12 protein-coding genes are annotated in these 19,341 nt (G+C 45.2%); 7 read left to right on the plus strand and 5 right to left on the minus strand.

All coding sequences use genetic code 11. The features are described 5' to 3' along the window. Window positions 1-120 precede the first annotated feature (120 nt). Window positions 121-615, plus strand: coding sequence for an acyltransferase family protein (locus ACJJII_RS15450; protein WP_444916811.1), 495 nt, complete (start codon window positions 121-123; stop codon window positions 613-615). 111 nt (window positions 616-726) lie between these two features. Here ACJJII_RS15450 and ACJJII_RS15455 read toward each other — a convergent pair whose 3' ends face one another. Then, window positions 727-1,677 (minus strand): IS5 family transposase, encoded by a 951-nt coding sequence (locus tag ACJJII_RS15455; RefSeq protein ID WP_444916812.1) that lies wholly within the window; start codon window positions 1,675-1,677, stop codon window positions 727-729. Between the two features lie 80 nt (window positions 1,678-1,757). On the opposite strand from ACJJII_RS15455, the gene ACJJII_RS15460 reads away from it, so the two are divergent. Beyond that, window positions 1,758-2,345: an acyltransferase family protein gene (locus ACJJII_RS15460; RefSeq protein ID WP_444916813.1), complete on the plus strand. Its 588-nt coding sequence runs from the start codon at window positions 1,758-1,760 to the stop codon at window positions 2,343-2,345. A gap of 528 nt (window positions 2,346-2,873) precedes the next feature. Here ACJJII_RS15460 and ACJJII_RS15465 read toward each other — a convergent pair. Next, on the minus strand, window positions 2,874-3,557 hold the full coding sequence (locus tag ACJJII_RS15465) for a hypothetical protein (protein WP_444916814.1): 684 nt from the start codon (window positions 3,555-3,557) through the stop codon (window positions 2,874-2,876). Window positions 3,558-4,689: 1,132 nt separating this feature from the next. Here ACJJII_RS15465 and ACJJII_RS15470 point away from each other — a divergent pair. Together ACJJII_RS15470 and ACJJII_RS15475 are read left to right on the plus strand one after the other, a co-directional pair. Then, the gene (locus ACJJII_RS15470) at window positions 4,690-4,980 is read left to right on the plus strand and encodes a hypothetical protein (protein WP_444916815.1); all 291 of its coding nucleotides are present in this window, start codon (window positions 4,690-4,692) and stop codon (window positions 4,978-4,980) included. 1,270 nt (window positions 4,981-6,250) lie between these two features. Beyond that, on the plus strand, window positions 6,251-6,676 hold the full coding sequence (locus tag ACJJII_RS15475) for a hypothetical protein (RefSeq protein ID WP_444916816.1): 426 nt from the start codon (window positions 6,251-6,253) through the stop codon (window positions 6,674-6,676). A 1,936-nt stretch (window positions 6,677-8,612) separates the two neighbouring features. Here ACJJII_RS15475 and ACJJII_RS15480 read toward each other — a convergent pair. From ACJJII_RS15480 to putA, 3 genes are all read right to left on the minus strand, one after another. Then, window positions 8,613-10,592, minus strand: coding sequence for an alkyl/aryl-sulfatase (locus tag ACJJII_RS15480; protein WP_444916817.1), 1,980 nt, complete (start codon window positions 10,590-10,592; stop codon window positions 8,613-8,615). A gap of 553 nt (window positions 10,593-11,145) precedes the next feature. Further along, on the minus strand, window positions 11,146-11,535 hold the full coding sequence (locus ACJJII_RS15485) for a hypothetical protein (RefSeq protein ID WP_444916818.1): 390 nt from the start codon (window positions 11,533-11,535) through the stop codon (window positions 11,146-11,148). 254 nt (window positions 11,536-11,789) lie between these two features. Then, on the minus strand, window positions 11,790-14,936 hold the full coding sequence (putA, locus tag ACJJII_RS15490; protein ID WP_444916819.1) for a bifunctional proline dehydrogenase/L-glutamate gamma-semialdehyde dehydrogenase PutA: 3,147 nt from the start codon (window positions 14,934-14,936) through the stop codon (window positions 11,790-11,792). A 141-nt stretch (window positions 14,937-15,077) separates the two neighbouring features. On the opposite strand from putA, the gene ACJJII_RS15495 reads away from it, so the two are divergent. From ACJJII_RS15495 to ACJJII_RS15505, 3 genes are all read left to right on the plus strand, one after another. Then, window positions 15,078-15,587: an Lrp/AsnC ligand binding domain-containing protein gene (locus ACJJII_RS15495; RefSeq protein ID WP_108732847.1), complete on the plus strand. Its 510-nt coding sequence runs from the start codon at window positions 15,078-15,080 to the stop codon at window positions 15,585-15,587. Between the two features lie 254 nt (window positions 15,588-15,841). Further along, a complete protein-coding gene (locus ACJJII_RS15500; protein ID WP_413665396.1) occupies window positions 15,842-16,996 on the plus strand; it encodes an acyl-CoA dehydrogenase family protein in 1,155 nt (384 codons plus the stop codon). Window positions 16,997-17,172: 176 nt separating this feature from the next. Then, window positions 17,173-19,179, plus strand: a complete 2,007-nt coding sequence (locus ACJJII_RS15505; protein ID WP_444916820.1) for an alkyl/aryl-sulfatase — start codon at window positions 17,173-17,175, stop codon at window positions 19,177-19,179. The last annotated feature ends 162 nt before the right edge of the window (window positions 19,180-19,341 follow it).

Consider the following 19,341-nt stretch of genomic DNA (forward strand, 5'->3'; position numbering starts at 1 on the left):
ATTGATGGGCAATTCTGCATTGGGCTATGTAAGTCCATCAGGGCATGAGCGTAAATATACATAGTTAGAATGTCTACTTTTTGTGGGCATGACTAATGTCTTTCTAGTTAGGAGTAGATTTTGGAAATTAGGAAGCTTAATACATTGCGGGGATTAGCAGCTCTAATTGTTTTTGTTACTCATTTTAGCGATATTACGAATTGGCTTGATGGCGTATTGGGTGGCGGTTCTGGAGCATACGGTGTAATGCTGTTTTTCTTGCTCAGTGGCTTTTTGATGTCATATCTCTATTTGGAGAAAGACTTCACAAAAGCCAACGTCACATATTATTTTTTAGCGAGAATGGGAAGAGTTTTACCTTTATACTTGGTTGTGGTAGTTGGATCTTATTTACTATCAATTTCAGGTAACAATACTCTTTACAGTATACCTGATCTTAATGCGCTATTAGGTCATTTGCTGTTCTTGTATGGAGAGAGCATTCTATGGTCAATTCCACCAGAAATACAGTTTTATTTCATTTTTATAATTTTCTGGGCATGTGCTAGTAATCGGTCTGGTTATATTTATCTATCTATGGACCCTCTGATCAACGAAGCATTTTTCCAGAATTAAGCTGAGCTGCTTGAAAATTCACTTTATTACGCACAAATGTGTAATTTTCGCGTAATAGTCCCCTAATTTTCATCTGAAACCCTCAATAGGCGGGTTTCAGGCGAACCACCCCTAGGCAGCCAAGTATTTTCTCCCTATTAATAAGTTGGTAAAGCCTGCCAGTAAGCACAGCCTCTCAGTATTCTTTAGCAGTCCCCGATAGCGGACCTTGTCATAGCCAAATATCCGTTTGATGTAGCGGAAGGGGTGCTCGACCTTCGCTCTTATCTGCGCCTTGATCTTTTCCGCTTTACGAAGTGCATCACGCCCTGGAAGAGTTTTTAGCTTGCTCGGCTTCATTGCTATATACCAATCCGCCTCCCGCTCTTTCAACTCTTCACGTTTCTCCGCACCAATGTACCCAGAGTCTCCCCAGATTCTTTTCTCCTCCCCGTGGAGAACTCGCTCTGTAGTTGTGGCATCATGCGAATTCGCTGCTGTTGTATCTATGCTATGTATTACTCCGAGCACATCATCAACCCCGATATGCATTTTCATCCCAAAATGCCACTGATTGCCTTTCTTTGTTTGATGCATTTCCGGATCACGTTCTTTCTTTTCATTCTTAGTTGAAGTTGGCGCAGAGATAATAGTGGCATCTACAATCGTGCCTTCACGCAGTACCATGCCATTCTCAGCAAGATGTTTGTTGATTTCATCAAAAAGAGCTGCACCTAGCTGATTGAGCTCCAGTAAGTGGCGAAAGTTAAGAATCGTTGTTTCATCGGGAATTGGGTTACTCAAAGTCAATCCAGCAAAACTACGCATGGATTCAATTTCATACAGTGCATCTTCCATAGCGGGATCACTGAGATTGTAAAATAGTTGCATGCAATGAATACGAAGCATGACACTCAATGGATATGGCTGTCGGCCAAGTTTGCCTTGTGGGTAACAAGGAGTGATCTGAGCCTCTAGTCGCTGCCATGGGATGAGGGTTTCCATTTGAGAAAGAAACTTCTCTCGGCGAGTTATACGGCGCTTTAGCTTATATTCTGCTTCGGCAAAGGTGACTTGGTGCATGATTCATCGTAGTCTTGATGGGTAGGTGAATATTACCAAATTGACTCAGAATTATTCAGAGGTTCCCTATTTTCACTTTAATGATTTTACTGTTTTTCTCAAATTTCCCGAGAATATATGGTGAAGTTTATGGTATTCCATACAATGAGTTTAATGTGCTTAGGAGTTTGCCGTTTTTCTTTGTCGGTGTTATATTCGGGATGAACTATAAATCTCTCAAAGTTCCGCGGTATCTTAGAAAGCACTGGTTTATATTAGCGCTTTGTTTAATTCCTCTGATGTACCCTGATTTGACAATGATTACCTCTGATGCAAAACAGAAAATGTGGCTTAGTTACGAAGTGTTACTGGTAATGAGTTGTGTTTTCTTTTGTGTGGTGTTTTTAGTCCCGAATAATAATATTCTACTAGTTAATAGGTTTGGCGATTTTGTCGGGAAGATTTCATATTCTTTGTACTTGCTGCACATGCCAATTATTATGCAGGTAAATAAATTAGATTTATCTGTTGGGCTAAAGTTGACACTATCTTTCTCTTTAAGTGTACTGGCTGCATACATTTCTTTTCATTTTTTTGAAAAGCCTATTGCTAAGAAAATACGAGGCATGTCATCTAACAATTCAAACCAAAGGGTGAAACAAGGCTGCGTCTATGCTAAAGGAGTTTGAAGCCTCTCCTTATCGAGTAGATACTTGCTTTTTGAATAGGGTAGAAGAGTGCGCCTAAAATAGTAAGTGAATAACGTGTTATTGCATATGCAGTAGAACTCAAAGCTAGAGTTGTAGCCCTAATAAAAGATCTTCAAGTCGATATGGTTACAATTTCTAAATTAATGAGAACGTATCCTGTGGTGGTATTTAGGAGACGACAAATAACTTAAGTTATCGGTACTGCCCAAATTCTAAACATGGATAGACTAATAAGGTTTGGCTTTCAGTTGGTAAATGTTTAATTAGATGATTTACTGAATGTTGGTTAACAGTTCTTGAAAAAGCTCTCAGTGCAGTTAGGTGGATTTATTTATGGCTTGTCTTGTAAATAGAATCATAGATATATTTATGGAAACTGACAAGGGCGTTCAGTGCTTTATCTCTGCCGCCCTTGCCACTAGCGATAACTCATGCAATTAAGTTGTACTCTAATTCTTAACTGCATACCACAATGATCTCGATGTATTATTGGAGTTGTTAATTATGTTAGTCCTCAGGGGGTGGCGGTGGTGGTGGAGGGGGCGGCGGTGGTTCGCTAGGGCTGTGGGGTGCGAGGGCAATTAGTAGAGTAACAACGCAGATTGCCTTCATTGTGAGGCCGCCAAGCAAACAAAAAATCAAAGCAAGAGAGTCGTCGTGAAGGTAGGTTAAGACGGGAAACAGCTGTGGTCTTTCCGGTGGTCGACCTTCCTGAATAGCCTCAACTAGGCGCTTTCCTTCTTCACTAATTTCTATTCTGCTTACAAGTGCTTGTTGAAGAGTTAAGATCCACTTCTCCGTAGTGCCATACTTTTTTAATCCTTCTTTAAGAGCTGTCGCCAATGTTTCATCTACCTCCGTATTGGCGCGTATCTTTATTAAAAGAGAATCCGCATCAAGCCTTAGAATTTCTGAAAGACTCTCCTTGAGTTGATCAAGAGACTCAAGTGCAGTCTGAGACGCTTCAATCATGCATTCAAGTGATTGAAGCATATACAACGACCAGACCTCTAATGTCCCGGAGGAAGTTAGTAACTCATCGTAGTATTTTGAATCTACCGCGAGACTATCTTCAATCCGTGTTGCTGCAAGGATTTTAGAGCGAAATGATCGATAAGACTTGAAATCCCTGACTGTCGTATCTGTTGCAGCAATCGTTGTTGCTGCTGTAAGTTCCATTATGTCTTCCATTGTCCATTTCCATTGTCCAATATGATTTAATAATGCGGTGTGGACAATAGTTGGAATTCATAGATCAATCAAGATTATGTAAGTTTCTGTAATGCTGGGTATTATCCATCAAGCCATTGATTATCGGTGTATGTGCTTTTCGGTGAATTCAAAGTAATTGCACTTTATTCATTTTAATTTCTTGTGAAAGCACGAGAATTGACTTTTATTTTACCGGTGAAGCCATAATCCCTTACTCTCATCAATTTTATCAAGTGAGATATGATTATTTTATATGGTTGGTAAATATTCCTGGAGTTAAATATGAGGACAGGAGTAAGTGAGGCAAGCCTTGAGTTTATGCTGTTCGTGGAAGCATGCGGGCTATGAAGTTGTAAGATTATATAGTGACTTTGCGGCCCTTTGTACGGATTGGTGGGTAACCTTCTAAATTTAATCGATGAAGCGAGAGGCTTTATAGAAGATGATTTTATCTTCTGTTGAGTGTCGTTCAATTATGCGTGGATAGATTCTCGAGTTGTATCTTTACCTTAAACTTATACTGATCGACCAGTACGGATTACTAACTAATCTAAGAGGGTTGTCTCGAACTAATATTATTGTGTGTCTATAGTTTATAGCTATGTTGTTAAAGAAAATCCTTTCGCAAAGTACTAGATGTGTCCATCATTAGTGGAACAATGGTGTAGGTTTGTTGCACTTGCTTCCGAGCTTTGCTAAGAACGACAATTGATAGTATGATTACGTTCGTTTTAAATATTCCGAGTGTATTGAAGTTAAATAGCATAGATTTTTTGTCCAAAGGTGAATTGGCAGGTCTTGTTTTCATGTTCAATCAAATATTTGATGGGAAGTCATATTAGTTGGGTTTCGGTCGTGTAGTGGTTTGGTTGATCTTCTTATCTAAAGAGGCCAGTTGTAGGGCTATACTTCGCTAATAAAGTTCATCGGTATTGCGGAATTGAGCAGTTATATTAAATGTATTTGAAGGGGCATAAATATGGGGATGCAGTTGCTGCTTTAGTTTGTTGTCATATGAATAATATCTTTTTGATCTATTTTTTAGGAGTTACAAATGATAGTTAGGTGTGTATTTTGGTTGTGTTTGCTTTGCCTCTTCTCGTGCTCATCTGTGCCAGAAAATGTAGATGGGTTAAGAGCCAGTACTGATGATGGGGCTATAAAATCTAATACGAAACTTTGGGTTGAAAACGATACTGGTTCCGATTCAGAGTGTGAAATGTACGGTTATTGGACTTATAGCGAGCAAAATGGATACTATGTATTTAACGAAATCAAAGATACCCCAAAAAATAGTTCAGTAATAACAGCGGAAAAGTGCAAAATTTTCACTGATGCTATTTTTGAGTGGAATTTGCAGCAAAAAATAAGAAGGGAAACGGAAGATAATCTGCGCAATTAATAGCTTTGGTTGAGGTAAATTATGCCTCTTGACTTTTAGTGTTAAGCACGATTCTTTTTATGCTTCTGGCAGTTCATCTTGCAGTCCCATAAATAACTTATTTGGTGATCTTTTTCTTTGTCTAGCTTTTAGCCTGCTATTTAGGCAACCCAATACAGTTTGAACCTTGTCATCTGTTACTTTAGTAAAGTCGGTATCCTTTGGGAAGTGCTTTCTAATGACACCGTTAGTATTTTTATTAATCCCTTTGTCTCAGCGCAAATATTTGTGAGAAAAATAACCATCAGTTTCTTAGCTATCTCTAATCGTTTATGATCAATAAATTCAAAATTATTATCTAAGGTAATTTTTTGATTTTATTTTTGAGGCTACACTATGTAGCTAACCGTCACTTCAATCAATAAATTTGATCTTTTTCTTGTCAATCTGACAATAACAGTAAAAAACGTCTTGATATCAATATTGCTAGCAAAGTTTAGTCACGGCCCCTGCCTATAACGTTACCACCTTCCCGATTCACCCGATCAGCAGTAGCTGCCTGATTACCTATTCTAGTTTTTTAAATTTCTACGTCGATCATGCTTGCCGTAACATTTGCGATAGGGTTTTTATGTAATCCTAAGGTGCTTGCATAAATCTCCACCATTTGCCTGATCTAAATAAATTAGTGATATATCGTCTTATGATGTGGCGATTCATCCGTATATTTCTTCCAAATTAGTGTTTATATTTATTGCAGGAGGCTACCAGTCACTCTGTGTGCCTTGTAAGCTTGCCTGCGCCTTAACTCCGAGAGCTTGCGTCGGTCTCCTTGCAAACCTGTATTGCGTCACAGCTCTCAGCTGATCGTCGAGGGGCGTCTCCCATACCAATTGCAATTATTATCCGAAACTAAGAAGCACCTATTCGCAGAAGTTAAGATTGCTGAAAGTTGAACGAAAACTATGCTTCATCTGGCGCGGTAAAGTATAATGATATCTTGCAGAGTATTGATATCAGGAAATATCGATGAGGTAAAGAAAAAATGGTTAGCTTTTCAGGCTGCCGAAGTTTTGGTTTTTGAGGAGTTTCGATTGTTAAAAAGTATCTCTAATAAATCTAAGTTGGCATTTGCGCTGATTCGTAAATATAATAAAAAATATGTAGAATAAATCAAAGATCCGGCTACGGCACTTTAGGCTGGTAGTGTTTGAAGTATCACAGGCTTAGGAAGCTGCTGATCTTATGTAAGGCGTGTGTATCAGGAACTTGTATATAAGTAGGTTTAAAAATGGAAGAGTCAATTTATAGTCCCCCCGATTCTGAATTGGAATCGACGAAGTCATATAAGGATTTATCTCTGTCGGAGAGGTTGGCTGAGTCGCGACGGCAAATAGAAGAGTCCAGGGCAATCCAGACATTAAATTTTGTGTGGGGATTAAGGCTTGCTGGAGATGTTATTTTTATTATGATCTTTGTGGTTGGGTTGATTAGTGCCAAGGGAAATATTACTGCAGCCAATGTGATGATTGCTGGTTTTGTTACCCTGTTTTTTGGGGTTGAAGCATTCTGTATTATTGGTTATTTCCGGAGAAAATCCTGGTGCCAAATCCCCCTTCATATATTTGCGGCATTTTCTTTGTTAAATATACCAGTTGGTACAATTTTGTCAGTGCTGCACTATTATAAAATGCCTAAAGTTAGATTTGCCAAGTAACGGTTGTAGTTTCATGTCGAGTATGAAATCGCGATCGAACGAGTTCTTGGACTTGTTATTCCACGCTTGCTAGTAGTTTGATTACCATGAAAAAGATAGCACCTTAAGACCTAATATGGTTAGTATAATATTTATACTGTGAGTAGGGTTTCAGAAATTTTTAGAGAGGTGGAGGCTGCGCCGTACTTTGCTGGGCATAATATAGATTCTGTTAGGTATAGAAATGGATATATGCCCCTTTGCATATTTTTTCAAGTTGGGGAGTCTAGATTTGCCCCAGTACATTGTGCAGCAGAACAAAGTAATCCAGATATTATTACTTTATTACGAAAGTTAGCGACCAAAATGTTACTGGGCAGCGATAGTGAGGCGCCGGTAGAGCTTGCTTTTTCTCTTGATAATTTGAAAGCTATTAAAGTATTTAGGTGGGGTGTTTACTGAGAGATTTAATCTGGTTACAGGTTCCCGTCCAATTTATGCTAGGTATGTTTAAATTGCTAGGATAAATATAATATAGTTTTCAGAAACTAAAGAGTTGCGTACTTGGTATATTTGTTGAGCCACTCTTTATGCAGATTTGCGCTTGCTATTTTTTGGTGTATGTGGGTGAAACTCATAAAATTCGGATGTTTTAAATTAAAAGAGAGAAATAATGAAAAAGCTCGTTCTAGCATGTCTTATTGCTTCTGTTTCATCTACGGCTAATGCCTTTGAGGTTGCTGAGCTCAATGGTGCTTGGTACTTTTATGTGTAGGAGGTGACAGGAAGTGTGGCCCCCAAAAAGTTACGATAATTCTAAATAAAGATGGTTCATATATGTGGGTTGCTTTTTTTTTGGATGCAAAATGGTACCTAGACTATAGAAGAAAATAATTTGATTATGTCGAATATTGGGCCACATAAGTTTATATCGATCACTACAGGTAAAGTTCAAGTAACACATGGGAGTACCTAAGGGATGCATAAAGGTCCAGCTAACTAATACTATCTAACTTAGAGAGCTGTTACAGGGTTGCGGGTTGAATTCACATTACAGTTGCTAGGGATTGTACTTGTAATTTTTCACCCTTAGGGTGCTTTTGATAAGCTTAAAAGATGATGTCGAAATCTAAGGCAGGGGTGTAATGGGGGTATCCAAGTGGAAGATTGATTTAAAATATAAGCGGTAGTCCGGGTTAAATGTTCTTCTATGATAAAAAGTTATTCCTTCAGCTATGAGTGATTTGTATAAATAGAATATTTATATTTCAGTGGGGTCTGCAATTGCAAGGTTAACTTCGACTAGTAGGTTAAAATACTCAGGGGGGATAGGGGTGTGATACTGTATTTATTGTAGGGGAACTCAAAGTATTTCCGTCAAGCCTATAATCGTTTGATAGTTATAAGAGATTTTGTTCATAGTTTGATCTTGTCTGCTGTTTTTCAAAACCATCTATTTTAGTGCTAATTATCCTATTTGGCGGTGCGATAGAGGATAAGAGTTAATGCTTTTGTCGCTATATTGCCTCTGTTTTTTTATGTGAGGCTAAAAAGAGCCCGCTAGTAGATGTTTGGAAAACTAGTGCTTAGAGAACAATGTTCAGTACGAATAAAGTTGAGGTTCCAGATAAACATCGAGAATTCATGCGGGATGATTTTTGGGGTATTTGGTTTTCGAGTTATTTGGAATTGAGATGAGGGCTTACTTCACCAAGAAAAAGTTAAATGTTGAGGAAAGTTATCTGTTCACTCCGTATTCGCTGGCTTTTGATCCATAACAGTATTTTGAGCTAAATCTCTTTGATAAGGTTGAGGTGAAGAAAGTTACAGAAACACTTTATTACAAGGAAAATTGTTTCTATAGAGAATTAGCCCCGTGAGGCTTCTATGAGTAGTTCTTCAAGGTGGATGAATAGATTTATTAAAAATTATCAAAAGAACAGTCCGAAAGATCTTTTTAAGGTGTAACAAGGCTAAAATTACGATCAAATTTATCAAATAAACGCCCAAATTTTATTAGTGCCAAAGGATTTCCGCTCACCTTGAGTCTACCATCTTTGATTAGAGTAGGGGCGCCTACTAACCCGCTAAACATCATACGTAAGTCGGTACTGTTCAGAGCGAGGCTGGCAGAGGGCTGGCTACTGTGTCGGCCGGGGTAGCCGTGCAGTACCCCATTTTGTACTACGACTAAGTACTTTTCTCCAGTGTCGGTCATATCGATATTTAAGCGGATATCTGCATCTGCCGCTTTCTCACCATTAAGGCGCACCGCCATCGCGTCGAAAAGCAGCTGGAGAGGGACTCGCGCTACTATTTCTTCATCGGGCAGTATTTCTTCACGGTATTCGATACCATGGCGTAATTCCTTGGCTCCGGAGAGATAAAAGTTGCGCCAGATACCAGATTCTGCCTGGTAGCCGAGTTGCTCCAAGCTATCAGCCAATAGATAACGGGCTTGCTCGTTCTCAGGTTCAGCGAAAACCAAGTGCTTTAGCACCATGGCTACCCAGCGATAATTGCCCTGGGCAAAATCCTGTCGGGCCCGAGCCATAATGGCTTCTCCCCCGCCCATGTAGTCGATGTAGTGCTCTGCAGCTTCTTCCTGAGGAATAGGGTGGAGGTTTGCTGGGTTGCCATCGAAATAACCCAGATAGCGATTGTAAACTGCCTTGGCCCCAACATTGATAGTGCCGTAGTACCCTCGATTGGCCCAAGCCTGAGAGAGGTTCTCGGGCAGCTCAAGGAGCTCTGCGACTTCGACCATATCGTAACCGTGGTTAGCTAGGCGCAGAGTTTGGTCGTGGATGTACTTATAAAGATCCCTCTGCTTAGCCAGGTAATCCATTGCTTCATCTTTGCCCCAGGTGGGCCAGTGGTGGCTGCTGAAAACCACCTCGGTCTTATCGCCAAATTTCTCCATGGCGTACTCAATATAGCGACTCCAGGCCTTGGCATCGCGGGTTTTCGCACCACGCAGAGTGTAAATATTATGCAGTGTATGGTTGGCAATCTCACTCATACAAAGTGCGTTAAATTGAGGGAAGAAAAACACAATCTCTGCGGGTGCTTCGGCCCCGGGTGTGTTAATGAAGACGATGTCCACTCCATCAACTGTCATCTCTGCACCGGTTTCAGTAATCTCTATTGTTGGTGTAGCTATTCCGTGCTCACCATCTGATACCCGGTTGCCTAAGCCGGATGAGACAAAACCCTCCGGACTGGAGGGCAGCAAATTTCCAAATTGGTATAACGCACGGCGCTGCATCACATTCCCGGTGCGCACATTCTCGCTAATCGCCTCCTCAGCAAAACCCTCTGGTGCAATAATGTCGATAGAACCGCTCGCGAGCTGTTCTTTAGTCAGAACTCCAGTTATTCCGGCGAAATGGTCTGCGTGGCTATGGGTAAAAATAACGGCACTTACCGGTTGCTCTCCTAGTGCCTTGTTGGCCAGCGCAAGAGCTGCAGCTGCAGTCTCCGCAGAAGTGAGAGGGTCGATAACAATCCAGCCGCTTTCTCCTTGCACCAGAGTCATATTGGCCAGATCCAGCGAGCGCACCTGATAGATACCATCTACCACTTTGAATAGGCCGTTATTCAGGACGTTGAGCTGGGCCTGACGCCAAAGGCTGGGATTGACGGTATCAGGAGGGGTGCCTTGTAAAAATTGCATCTGGGATAGGCCATAGACTTCCCGACCTTCGGTATTTTTCACTTGGGCGCCGGGAATAGATTCAATAAAGCCTCGTTTAGCCAGCAGAAAATCAGTTTCATCGCCGAAGGGGAGTTGTTTTGCCAGGGATCTATTGTGGGAAATAGTTGCCTTGGAGGCGGGTTTGATCTCGGTATTTAAATTTTCTGTGTGAGTTTTCGGTTCACTACCACAGGCAATCAAAAAGAAGGACAGCAACCACATCAGTATCAGCGAGCGCATTGAGACTCCCCAAAATCGGTGTACATGAAACTTCATTTTTATACTGGGACAGGGTTTTTATTGCCCAGAGTGGCCTTAGCTTCTCCCACCTGCGGTGGCGCGTCAAGACAAGAACTGTCCCTTTGGCGGCGTAAAAGTCTTTCTGCAAGGGAAACAGTTTCATGTTACCCGCTGGTTAACCAGTTTTGTCATTGGGCTTTGTATTTTCTACCAATACAGTCACGATTGTCGGCATTGTGATGTGTGAAGAGTTTGTGGTTCCTGAATCGAAGATGCTGGATTGTCGTAGCTGATAGTTTAATCTGATCTGTTTTTATATGTCCTTAGGGATTTTATATTTAACAGGTTTAGGAAGGTTTCTATGGTAGTAAATGGTCGTAAAGGTAAATTTATTTAGCTTTTTTTGTTGGTACTAGTACCAAGCTAGCCATTCAAAACAGGGTGTCTTATTTATCAAATTCTATTTTAAAAATAAGACACCATCTAGCTGGAGTTTGAACAGGTCGCCGATCAAAAATTCTTTAACTTCTATTAATCTTAACTCGAGAGGTAATTAAGCGGCAGGTGATATATTTACGCTCTTTCTAGAGAGCGTTGCGCTTAAGAATGCGCAAAATGCCAGAGCTACGATATGAGGCAGGTAAAGTGTGTATTCACTGGTGTGGAAAAAATACAGAGTGGCTTCGCAGGCAATAATGGCAATTGCTGCAGTTGCCCATGGATGCAGTTTTATCAGCCTAGATGCTAAGAAAATGAGTGTGAAAACAATTAGTCCATATCCTAGTAAATGGACAACAAAAATTTCCCAAAGGACAGCCCCTCCATCTGAAAGGAGTGCTCTGAAAGCTTCGGGTATAGCGATGGCTGCAGAATATTCTGTAATTAACGGGCCTAAGTATCCGGCGACTAAGCCTATTATTATTACAGCTATTGTATTTTTCATTGAATCCATTCTATTTTTATAGAGTTGGCCAACTATACCTTATGTGGGGCTGTTAAAGAAAATACATGGCTTGTTGCTGCAAAAGGCTGCGGTTGAAATTGAAGTAATTGCTTTGATTCATCCGATTAATTTACAGGGGCTGAAAAATTTACGGGGAAGGGAAGCTTGGAGTTGGTACTTTGTGGGTGGTTAGCGAAATGTTTCTCCACAAAAAAGCGGGCTAAAAGCCCGCTCTCTCGTTGTTTTATGGGAGCTTATTGCCCCAATGTAAACAGTGCAGTGTTACCGCCGGTGGCAACAGTGTTAATAGTTTTGGTTTTTTCGCTGGCGAAACGGAATAGGTAGTGCGGGCCACCGGCTTTGGGGCCGGTGCCGGATAGGCCGTGGCCGCCGAAGGGGTTAACACCTACTACTGCACCAACCATATCGCGGTTTACATAGCAGTTGCCGACGTTGATACGCTTGAATACCGCGTGGGCGCGGCCTTCGATGCGGGAGTGCAGTCCGAAGGTAAGGCCGTAGCCGGTGGCATTAATGCGGCGGATTACGTCTTCCAGCTCGTCTGCCTTGAAGCGAACTACATGTAGGAAAGGTCCGAAAGTCTCGCGCTTGAGCACGGAGAAATCTTCAATCTCTACTACCTGCGGGCCGAAGAAGGTGCCATTGCTGGGCTTCTTCGCTTCCTCAAATGCAAATAGCAGCTTGGCTTCTTTAGCCATGCGCTCGCGATGGGATTCCAGCATGCCGAGGGCTCTTTCGTCGATAACCGGACCGATATCGGTATCCAGTTTACCGGGATCGCCGAGGGTCAGTTCTTCACACGCGCCTTTCAGCATATTCAGCAGGTTATCGGCGATGACATCCTGTACACACAGTATACGCAGAGCGGAACAGCGCTGACCGGCACTGAGGAAGGCAGATTGAATTACATCGTCTACTACCTGTTCGGGCAGGGCGGTGGAGTCTACGACCATGACATTCTGGCCGCCGGTTTCGGCGATCAGCGGTACAATCGGACCTTCTTTCGCTGCCAGCTGCTGGTTGATCAGGCGTGCGGTTTCGGTGGAGCCGGTGAAGGCTACGCCGCCCAGTCGGGGATCTTCGATTAGCAGTTTGCCCACTGCGGCACCGGTACCTGTGATCAAGTGCAGTACTTTTGGCGGCACGCCGGCATCGAGCATCAAGCGCACGGCGTGTGCAGCGATGATGGGGGTTTGCTCTGCGGGTTTGGCCAGTACGGCATTACCGGCGGCGAGTGCGGCAACTACCTGGCCGGTAAAGATTGCCAGGGGGAAGTTCCAAGGGCTGATGCATACGAAGGTGCCACGGCCACTCAAATACAGCTGATTTTGTTCACCGGTAGGGCCTGGTAGTTCGGTGGGCTCACTGAAATGCTGGCGTGCGCCGTTGGCGTAGTAGCGGCAGAAGTCGATAGCTTCGCGCACTTCACTAATGCCATCATTTAGGGTGCGGCCCGCTTCAATGCAAATAATTGCAGCCAGTTCATTGGCTTTATCTTCGTAGAGATCAGCAATTCTGTCGAGAATATCCGCGCGGTGTTTTCCGCCCTGGCGATCCCAGTCGATCTGCGCCTCAGTGGCGGAGGCATAAGCCTGCTCAATAAGGTGCTTATCAGTATTCGCGGTGTGTCCAATTTTTTCGCCGGTTGCCGGGTTGTAAACCGGTTCTTCCGCTTCGCCCATGGTGCCGTTGATGATAGGGCCACCGAGGAAGTGCTTTTCGCGTTGCTGTTCAAGCTCTTTCAGCAGGGGATCAACGGAGAGTGGGTCAGTCAGTTCGATGCCGTGTGAGTTTTTCCGTGGCAGGGCTTCTGCGCCCATATAAATATTCTCCGGAACAGGAATTTGCGGGTGACGGTAGGGGTTGCAGGCTTCGCTTTGTTCCAGGGTATCCTGGACCAGGGCTTCAACCGGCGTTGCCTCGTCCATAAAGCGGTTAACAAAGGAGCTATTAGCTCCGTTTTCCAGCAGGCGACGAACCAGGTAGGGCAGTAAGTCACGATGTGCCCCCACGGGTGCGTAGACGCGCACGGGCACACGCTTGCCGTGTACCGCTTCAATTTGTGCGTACAGCAAGTGGCCCATGCCGTGCAGGCGCTGGAATTCAAAGTCGGTGCGGCCATTGGCTAACTCAAGAATCAGCCCGACGGTGTAGGCGTTGTGGGTGGCAAATTGCGGATAGATTGCATCGCCAGCTTCCAACAGTTTTTTCGCACAGACCTGATATGACAGATCGGTGTGGCATTTGCGCGTGTACACCGGGTAGTCCGGCAGGCCCATCTGCTGGGAGTGTTTGATTTCACTATCCCAGTAAGCGCCTTTAACCAGGCGCACCATCAGTTTGCGGCCGGTATCGCGGCCCAGGGCAATCAGCCAGTCGGCGACATGGGGGGCGCGCTTTTGGTAGGCCTGGAGTACAAAGCCCAATCCTTGCCAGTCTTTAATTTCGGGGTCGCGGGCGAGGGCCTCGAAGATATCCAGCGAGATATCCAGGCGGTCTGCCTCTTCTGCATCGATATTCAGGCCCATATCGTATTGGGCTGCGGCGACACAAAGACGCTTCACCTGGGGCAGCAATTCGTCCATTACGCGATCCCGCTGCAGCACACTGTAGCGGGGGTGCAGGGCAGAAAGCTTGATGGAAATACCGTTGGCCTCAACCACATCCCGCTGGGTGTTGTCTTTGCCGATCTCTTCGATAGCCATCATATAGGCATCGAAGTAGCGGTGGGCGTCGGCCATGGTGCGGGCGCCTTCGCCCAGCATGTCGAACGAAAAGCGGGTGCCCGGGAGGTTTTCTTTGGGGCCGCGTTTCAGGGCTTCCTTGATGGTGCGGCCGAGTACGTACTGGCCACCCATAATTTTCATGGCCTGCATCATGGAGGTGCGCACCATGGGCTCGCCGATACGGCTAACCAGGCGTTTCATCCAGTGGGAGGGACGCTCGGTGATATCTGGGTCCAGCTCCACCACGCTGCCGGTGAGCATCAGGCCCCAGGTTGAGGCGTTCACAAACAGGGAGTCGGACTGGCCACGATGGCTGGACCAGTTGCCGGAATGCACTTTCTCGGCGATTAGTTTGTCGGCAGTATCGGCGTCTGGTACCCGGAGCAGGGACTCTGCCAGACACATCAATGCAACCCCTTCCTTATTGGAAAGGCCGAATTGCTGAAGGAAAGCGTCCAGCGTTCCGCGCTTGCTGCGCTGCTGTCGCGAATGATGAACCAGTGCGCGCGAGGTGTTCAGAATTTTCTTGCGCATCTCGTCGCTGGGGCGTGGCGCAGCCAGCAGCTCGCTCACGCAGAGGTTTTCGTCGGCGTGCAAATACTCGCGTGCCCGGTCTCGGGCATTCTGGAGGTCTCCGGCGAAGTTTGTCGACATATCGTCTCCCAAGCTCTATATCTAGGGTCAGAATAAAAAACCGGATTATGTGCGAAAATCGTTAGAATTAATCGCCATAATGTCGCGAGTTGTGGTTAAATATCACGCCTAATTGCGTGATTACCAGTAGGGTATTTTGTAATGTCTCGACAGTTGGAAGATCTTGATCGTATTGATCGCCAAATACTGCGAATTCTGCAACGTCACGGCCGCTTGCCGAATGTGGAATTGGCGCGCCGGGTTAACCTTAGTCCCACCCCTTGCCTGGAGCGAGTCAAGCGGCTCGAAAGGGAAGGATTTATTCGCGACTATGTAGCGCTACTCGACCCGCTCAAAGTTCATGCGGGCCTGGTGGTCTATATCCAGGTGACCCTGAACAATACGGCAACTGAAGCATTGGAAGCCTTTAATGAGCATGTGGCTGGACTGGAGGAGGTCCAGGAGTGCCATATGGTTGCCGGTGGTTTTGATTACCTGGTGAAAATTCGTATTAAGGATATGCTGGGTTATCGTCGCTTCCTCGGTGAAAAGCTGGCATCCGTACCGGGAGTACGGGAAACCCACACCTATGTGGTGATGGAGGAAGTGAAGACTGATACCGCTGTAGCGGTACCGGACCCAGAACCCAGTGTGAAAGGTTCGCGGCGCTAATTGAGCGCAGTCAAATATCCTGTGCGGAGTGAAAGAACTGTAGCGATTTTGCTGGTTGGCTTTTTTATGAACCTGGGTAGGAATCTGAATTCTCTCCTCAGGCCTCAATCATAGGGATTGATTGCTGATTTCATGGATGAACAGATGGAATTGGCAACCATTGTCGGCGCGGTTTTTATTATGCTCGGCATAGCGATGCGGTACCAAGGTGGGTGCCGTGTGATTTGTCCGTAATAACTATAAGTAGGTACTGTATGGATTTTTCACTGAGCGAAGAACAGCAGATGATTCAGGATGCGGCAAAGCAATTTGCTGACAGTGAACTGAAACCCATTGCTGCCGAACTCGACAAGACCGGTAATCGAGAGCTCTTGTTGGAAAAGCTCAAGCAATTGGCAGAGCTGGGCTTTATGGGAATCAATATTGATCCCAATTACGGCGGTACTGGTGCTGGTACTGTCGCATTCTCCCTGGCGATCGCCGAGCTGGCGCGGGGCTGTGCCTCTGTTGCAACGACCACCTCCGTAACCAACATGGTGGCAGAGGTTATTCAGGCGGTAGGTTCGGAAGAGCAGCGCCAAAAATACCTCCCCAAAATCTGTAGTGGAGAATACCCTGCGGGTTCTTTCTGTCTCACCGAGCCCGGTTCCGGTTCGGATGCGGCCTCTATGCGCACCCGCGCGGAAAAGCAGGGTGATGAATACGTTCTCAATGGCAGTAAGCTCTTTATTAGTAGCGCCGAATTTGCCGGTATTTTTGTTGTTTGGGCGGTGACAGATTCTTCCGCGCCTAAAGGCAAAGGTATTTCCTGCTTCTTGGTTGAAGCTGGCACACCTGGCCTGGTGATTGGCAAGGCCGAAGAAAAAATGGGACAGAAAGCCTCTGTTACCAATGAGGTTTCTTTCGACAATTGCCGTATTCCTGCCTCCCATCTTTTAGGTGAAGAAAATCGCGGCTTTCGCATTGCTGCAGGTGAACTTGCAGGAGGCCGAATCGGTATTGGCTCCCTGGCGCTGGGTATCGGCTTTGAAGCTTTGGATTGTGCCCGGGCCTATCTGCATGAGCGGGAGCAGTTTGGTAAAAAACTGGCGGAGTTCCAGGGGCTGCAATGGCAGCTTGCCGATAAATATACTGAGATGGAAGGTGCGCGACTCCTATTGCTGCAAGCCGCTTGGCAGAAAGATGCCGGAATGCCGTTTGGCCCTGCCGCTTCAATGGGCAAACTGTTCGCTAGTGAGAAGGCTAACGAGGCATGTTATCTAGCTCTGCAAATGCACGGTGGTGTGGGCTATACCCGTGAATATCCACTCGAACGTATGAGTCGGGATGTGAGAATCACTACAATCTACGAAGGTACCAGTGAGATCCAGCGCCTGATTATTGCCAGGCATTTACTGGATGTCAGATAATATTTAGTGACACATAAGCCGGCGCTCTTCGTCGGCTTTTTTGTTCTTTTCCCCATAAATTTGTCGGTTATTCTCCTGATGCCGGCATAAATACCCGCCCGTTTAATAGTTTCCTACCTATCCTCTACAAGGGACTCTGCCGCATCACTTTGCGAATCATGGAAAGGAAACAACTGATGAACGTTAACAAGCTGCCGCTGTTTTCGCTGTTCCTAGTATTCCTAGCCTGTTCGCTAACGATCGTAAGTGTCATGGCGCAAGAACCCAATCCCGCCAGTGTCGTCACAATGAAATCAAACCAGGCTGTACTGAAAGAGCTCCCCTTTGCAAATCGGAAGGACTTTGAGGATGTAAAGCGGGGGTTTATCGCTCCTCTACCAAATAATGGTGTTATTAAAAACAGCAAAGGCGATACGGTATGGAACTTGGAGCAATTTCAATTTGCTCGCGATAAAGAGGCTCCTGACAGTGCCAACCCCAGTCTGTGGAGGCAACTGCAATTAATTTCGGAGGGCGGTCTCTATGAGGTGATACCGCGAATCTACCAGGTTCGCAGTGCGGACCTCTCCAATATAACTTTTATTGAGGGCGATACCGGGGTCATTGTTATGGACCCGCTGATTTCTGCCGAGACGGCTGAAGCAGCGTTGAACCTCTATCGGCAGCATCGCGGAAACAAGCCTGTCGTTGCTGTGATCTACACCCACAGTCACGTTGACCACTATGGGGGGGTTCGCGGTGTTATCGATGAAGAAGATGTAAAATCAGGCAAGGTTAAGGTAATAGCCCCGCAAGATTTCCTGATTGAAGCTGTTAGTGAAAATGTCTTTGCAGGAAATCATATGGCGCGTCGTGCCAGTTTTATGTACGGGAACCTGATCCCTAAAGATCCCAAAGGTACCTTAGGGTCTGGCCTCGGTCTTGAAACCTCCACTGGCACCATCACACTGATAGAACCGACAGACTCCATTGTTGAGACCGGGCAAACTTTGGAACTGGATGGGCTTATCTTTGAATTTTTGTTGGCTCCGGGCTCTGAAGCGCCGGCAGAAATGCACTTCTATATTCCTCAACTCAAAGCCGTAACCGCTGCTGAGAATGCAACCCACACCTTACATAACCTTTACACCTTGCGGGGAGCAAAGGTCCGAAATGCTCGTGACTGGTCTCGCTACCTCAATGAAACCGTGCAGCGCTGGGGTGGAAAAGCCGAAGTTCTGTTTGCACCCCATCACTGGCCAACCTGGGGACCAGGGAATGTGGTGAATCATCTGAAAAAGCAGCGAGACCTATACAAGTATCTCAACGATCAAACCCTACGATTAGCCAATCACGGGTACAACATGGTTCAAACGGCTGAGCTGATGGAGTTGCCTCCAGAGCTCTCACAATATTGGGCCAATCGCGGCTATTACGGCAGTGTAAATCACGATACCCGTGCGGTATGGAATTATTATTTAGGGTTTTTTGATGGCAATCCCGCTCGCCTGTATCCAATGCCACCGACGGCCGCGGGAATAAAGTACGTCGAGTATATGGGCGGGGCCGCCAATATTATCAAGCAAGCAAAGAAAGACTATGAGGCTGGAGAGTACCGCTGGGTTGCGGAGGTGTTAGATAGATTGGTTTCCGCAGAGCCTAATAATCGTGCAGCAAGAGACCTATTGGCAGATGCATTAGAGCAATTGGGCTATCAGCAGGAAAATGGTACCTGGCGCAACTTTTTTTTAAGCGGTGCCAGGGAATTGCGGGATGGCATCCAGCGATACCCGGTTCCTCTGACTGCGAGCCCGGACACTATTCGCAGCATGCCGGCTGGTTTGATTTTTGATTACCTGGGAATTCGGCTCAACGGCCCCAAGGCAACTGGCAAGAATCTCTCCATCAATATCAGCATGCCGGACGTAAACGAAAGGTATGCGCTTGTGCTTGAGAATGCGGTACTGAACTACGGGCCTCCTGTTAAGAATCCCGGCAGTAGCGTGCAGATAAACCGCTCAGATCTCAATGACATCATCTTGGGGAGTGCATCTATCCAGGAGAAGATGGAGGATGGGAAAATCAAAATTGAGGGCGATGCGGGAGAGTTGAAGACATTACTTTCTTTAATGGACCGGTTTGATTTCTGGTGGAACCTGGTTACGCCTGAACCGATGGATAAGATGTCGACATCAGACTTCTAGAATCAGGGCTATTTAGCTTAAATGCGAAGGTGAAGTGGCTCCCAGTATTGGTGGTATTTTTAACTGTGTTTTTATGTCTGTTTAGTTGCTTCTAGTGCATATTTCAACTTCTTTCATTTATAGCTCTGCGAGTGGTGGCCAAATAAGTAGTTTCCAATGAAA

The sequence above is a fragment of the Microbulbifer maximicatervae (SeqCode) genome (genome assembly GCF_052467825.1).

Excerpts from the sequence above, each read along its gene's own strand:
- ACJJII_RS15455 (WP_444916812.1), bottom strand. The coding sequence starts at position 1,677 with ATGCACCAAGTCACCTTTGCCGAAGCAGAATATAAGCTAAAGCGCCGT.
- ACJJII_RS15460 (WP_444916813.1), top strand. The coding sequence starts at position 1,758 with ATGATTTTACTGTTTTTCTCAAATTTCCCGAGAATATATGGTGAAGTT.
- ACJJII_RS15500 (WP_413665396.1), top strand. The coding sequence starts at position 15,842 with ATGGATTTTTCACTGAGCGAAGAACAGCAGATGATTCAGGATGCGGCA.
- ACJJII_RS15465 (WP_444916814.1), bottom strand. The coding sequence starts at position 3,557 with ATGGAAGACATAATGGAACTTACAGCAGCAACAACGATTGCTGCAACA.
- ACJJII_RS15505 (WP_444916820.1), top strand. The coding sequence starts at position 17,173 with ATGAACGTTAACAAGCTGCCGCTGTTTTCGCTGTTCCTAGTATTCCTA.
- ACJJII_RS15485 (WP_444916818.1), bottom strand. The coding sequence starts at position 11,535 with ATGAAAAATACAATAGCTGTAATAATAATAGGCTTAGTCGCCGGATAC.
- putA (WP_444916819.1), bottom strand. The coding sequence starts at position 14,936 with ATGTCGACAAACTTCGCCGGAGACCTCCAGAATGCCCGAGACCGGGCA.
- ACJJII_RS15480 (WP_444916817.1), bottom strand. The coding sequence starts at position 10,592 with ATGCGCTCGCTGATACTGATGTGGTTGCTGTCCTTCTTTTTGATTGCC.
- ACJJII_RS15475 (WP_444916816.1), top strand. The coding sequence starts at position 6,251 with ATGGAAGAGTCAATTTATAGTCCCCCCGATTCTGAATTGGAATCGACG.
- ACJJII_RS15495 (WP_108732847.1), top strand. The coding sequence starts at position 15,078 with ATGTCTCGACAGTTGGAAGATCTTGATCGTATTGATCGCCAAATACTG.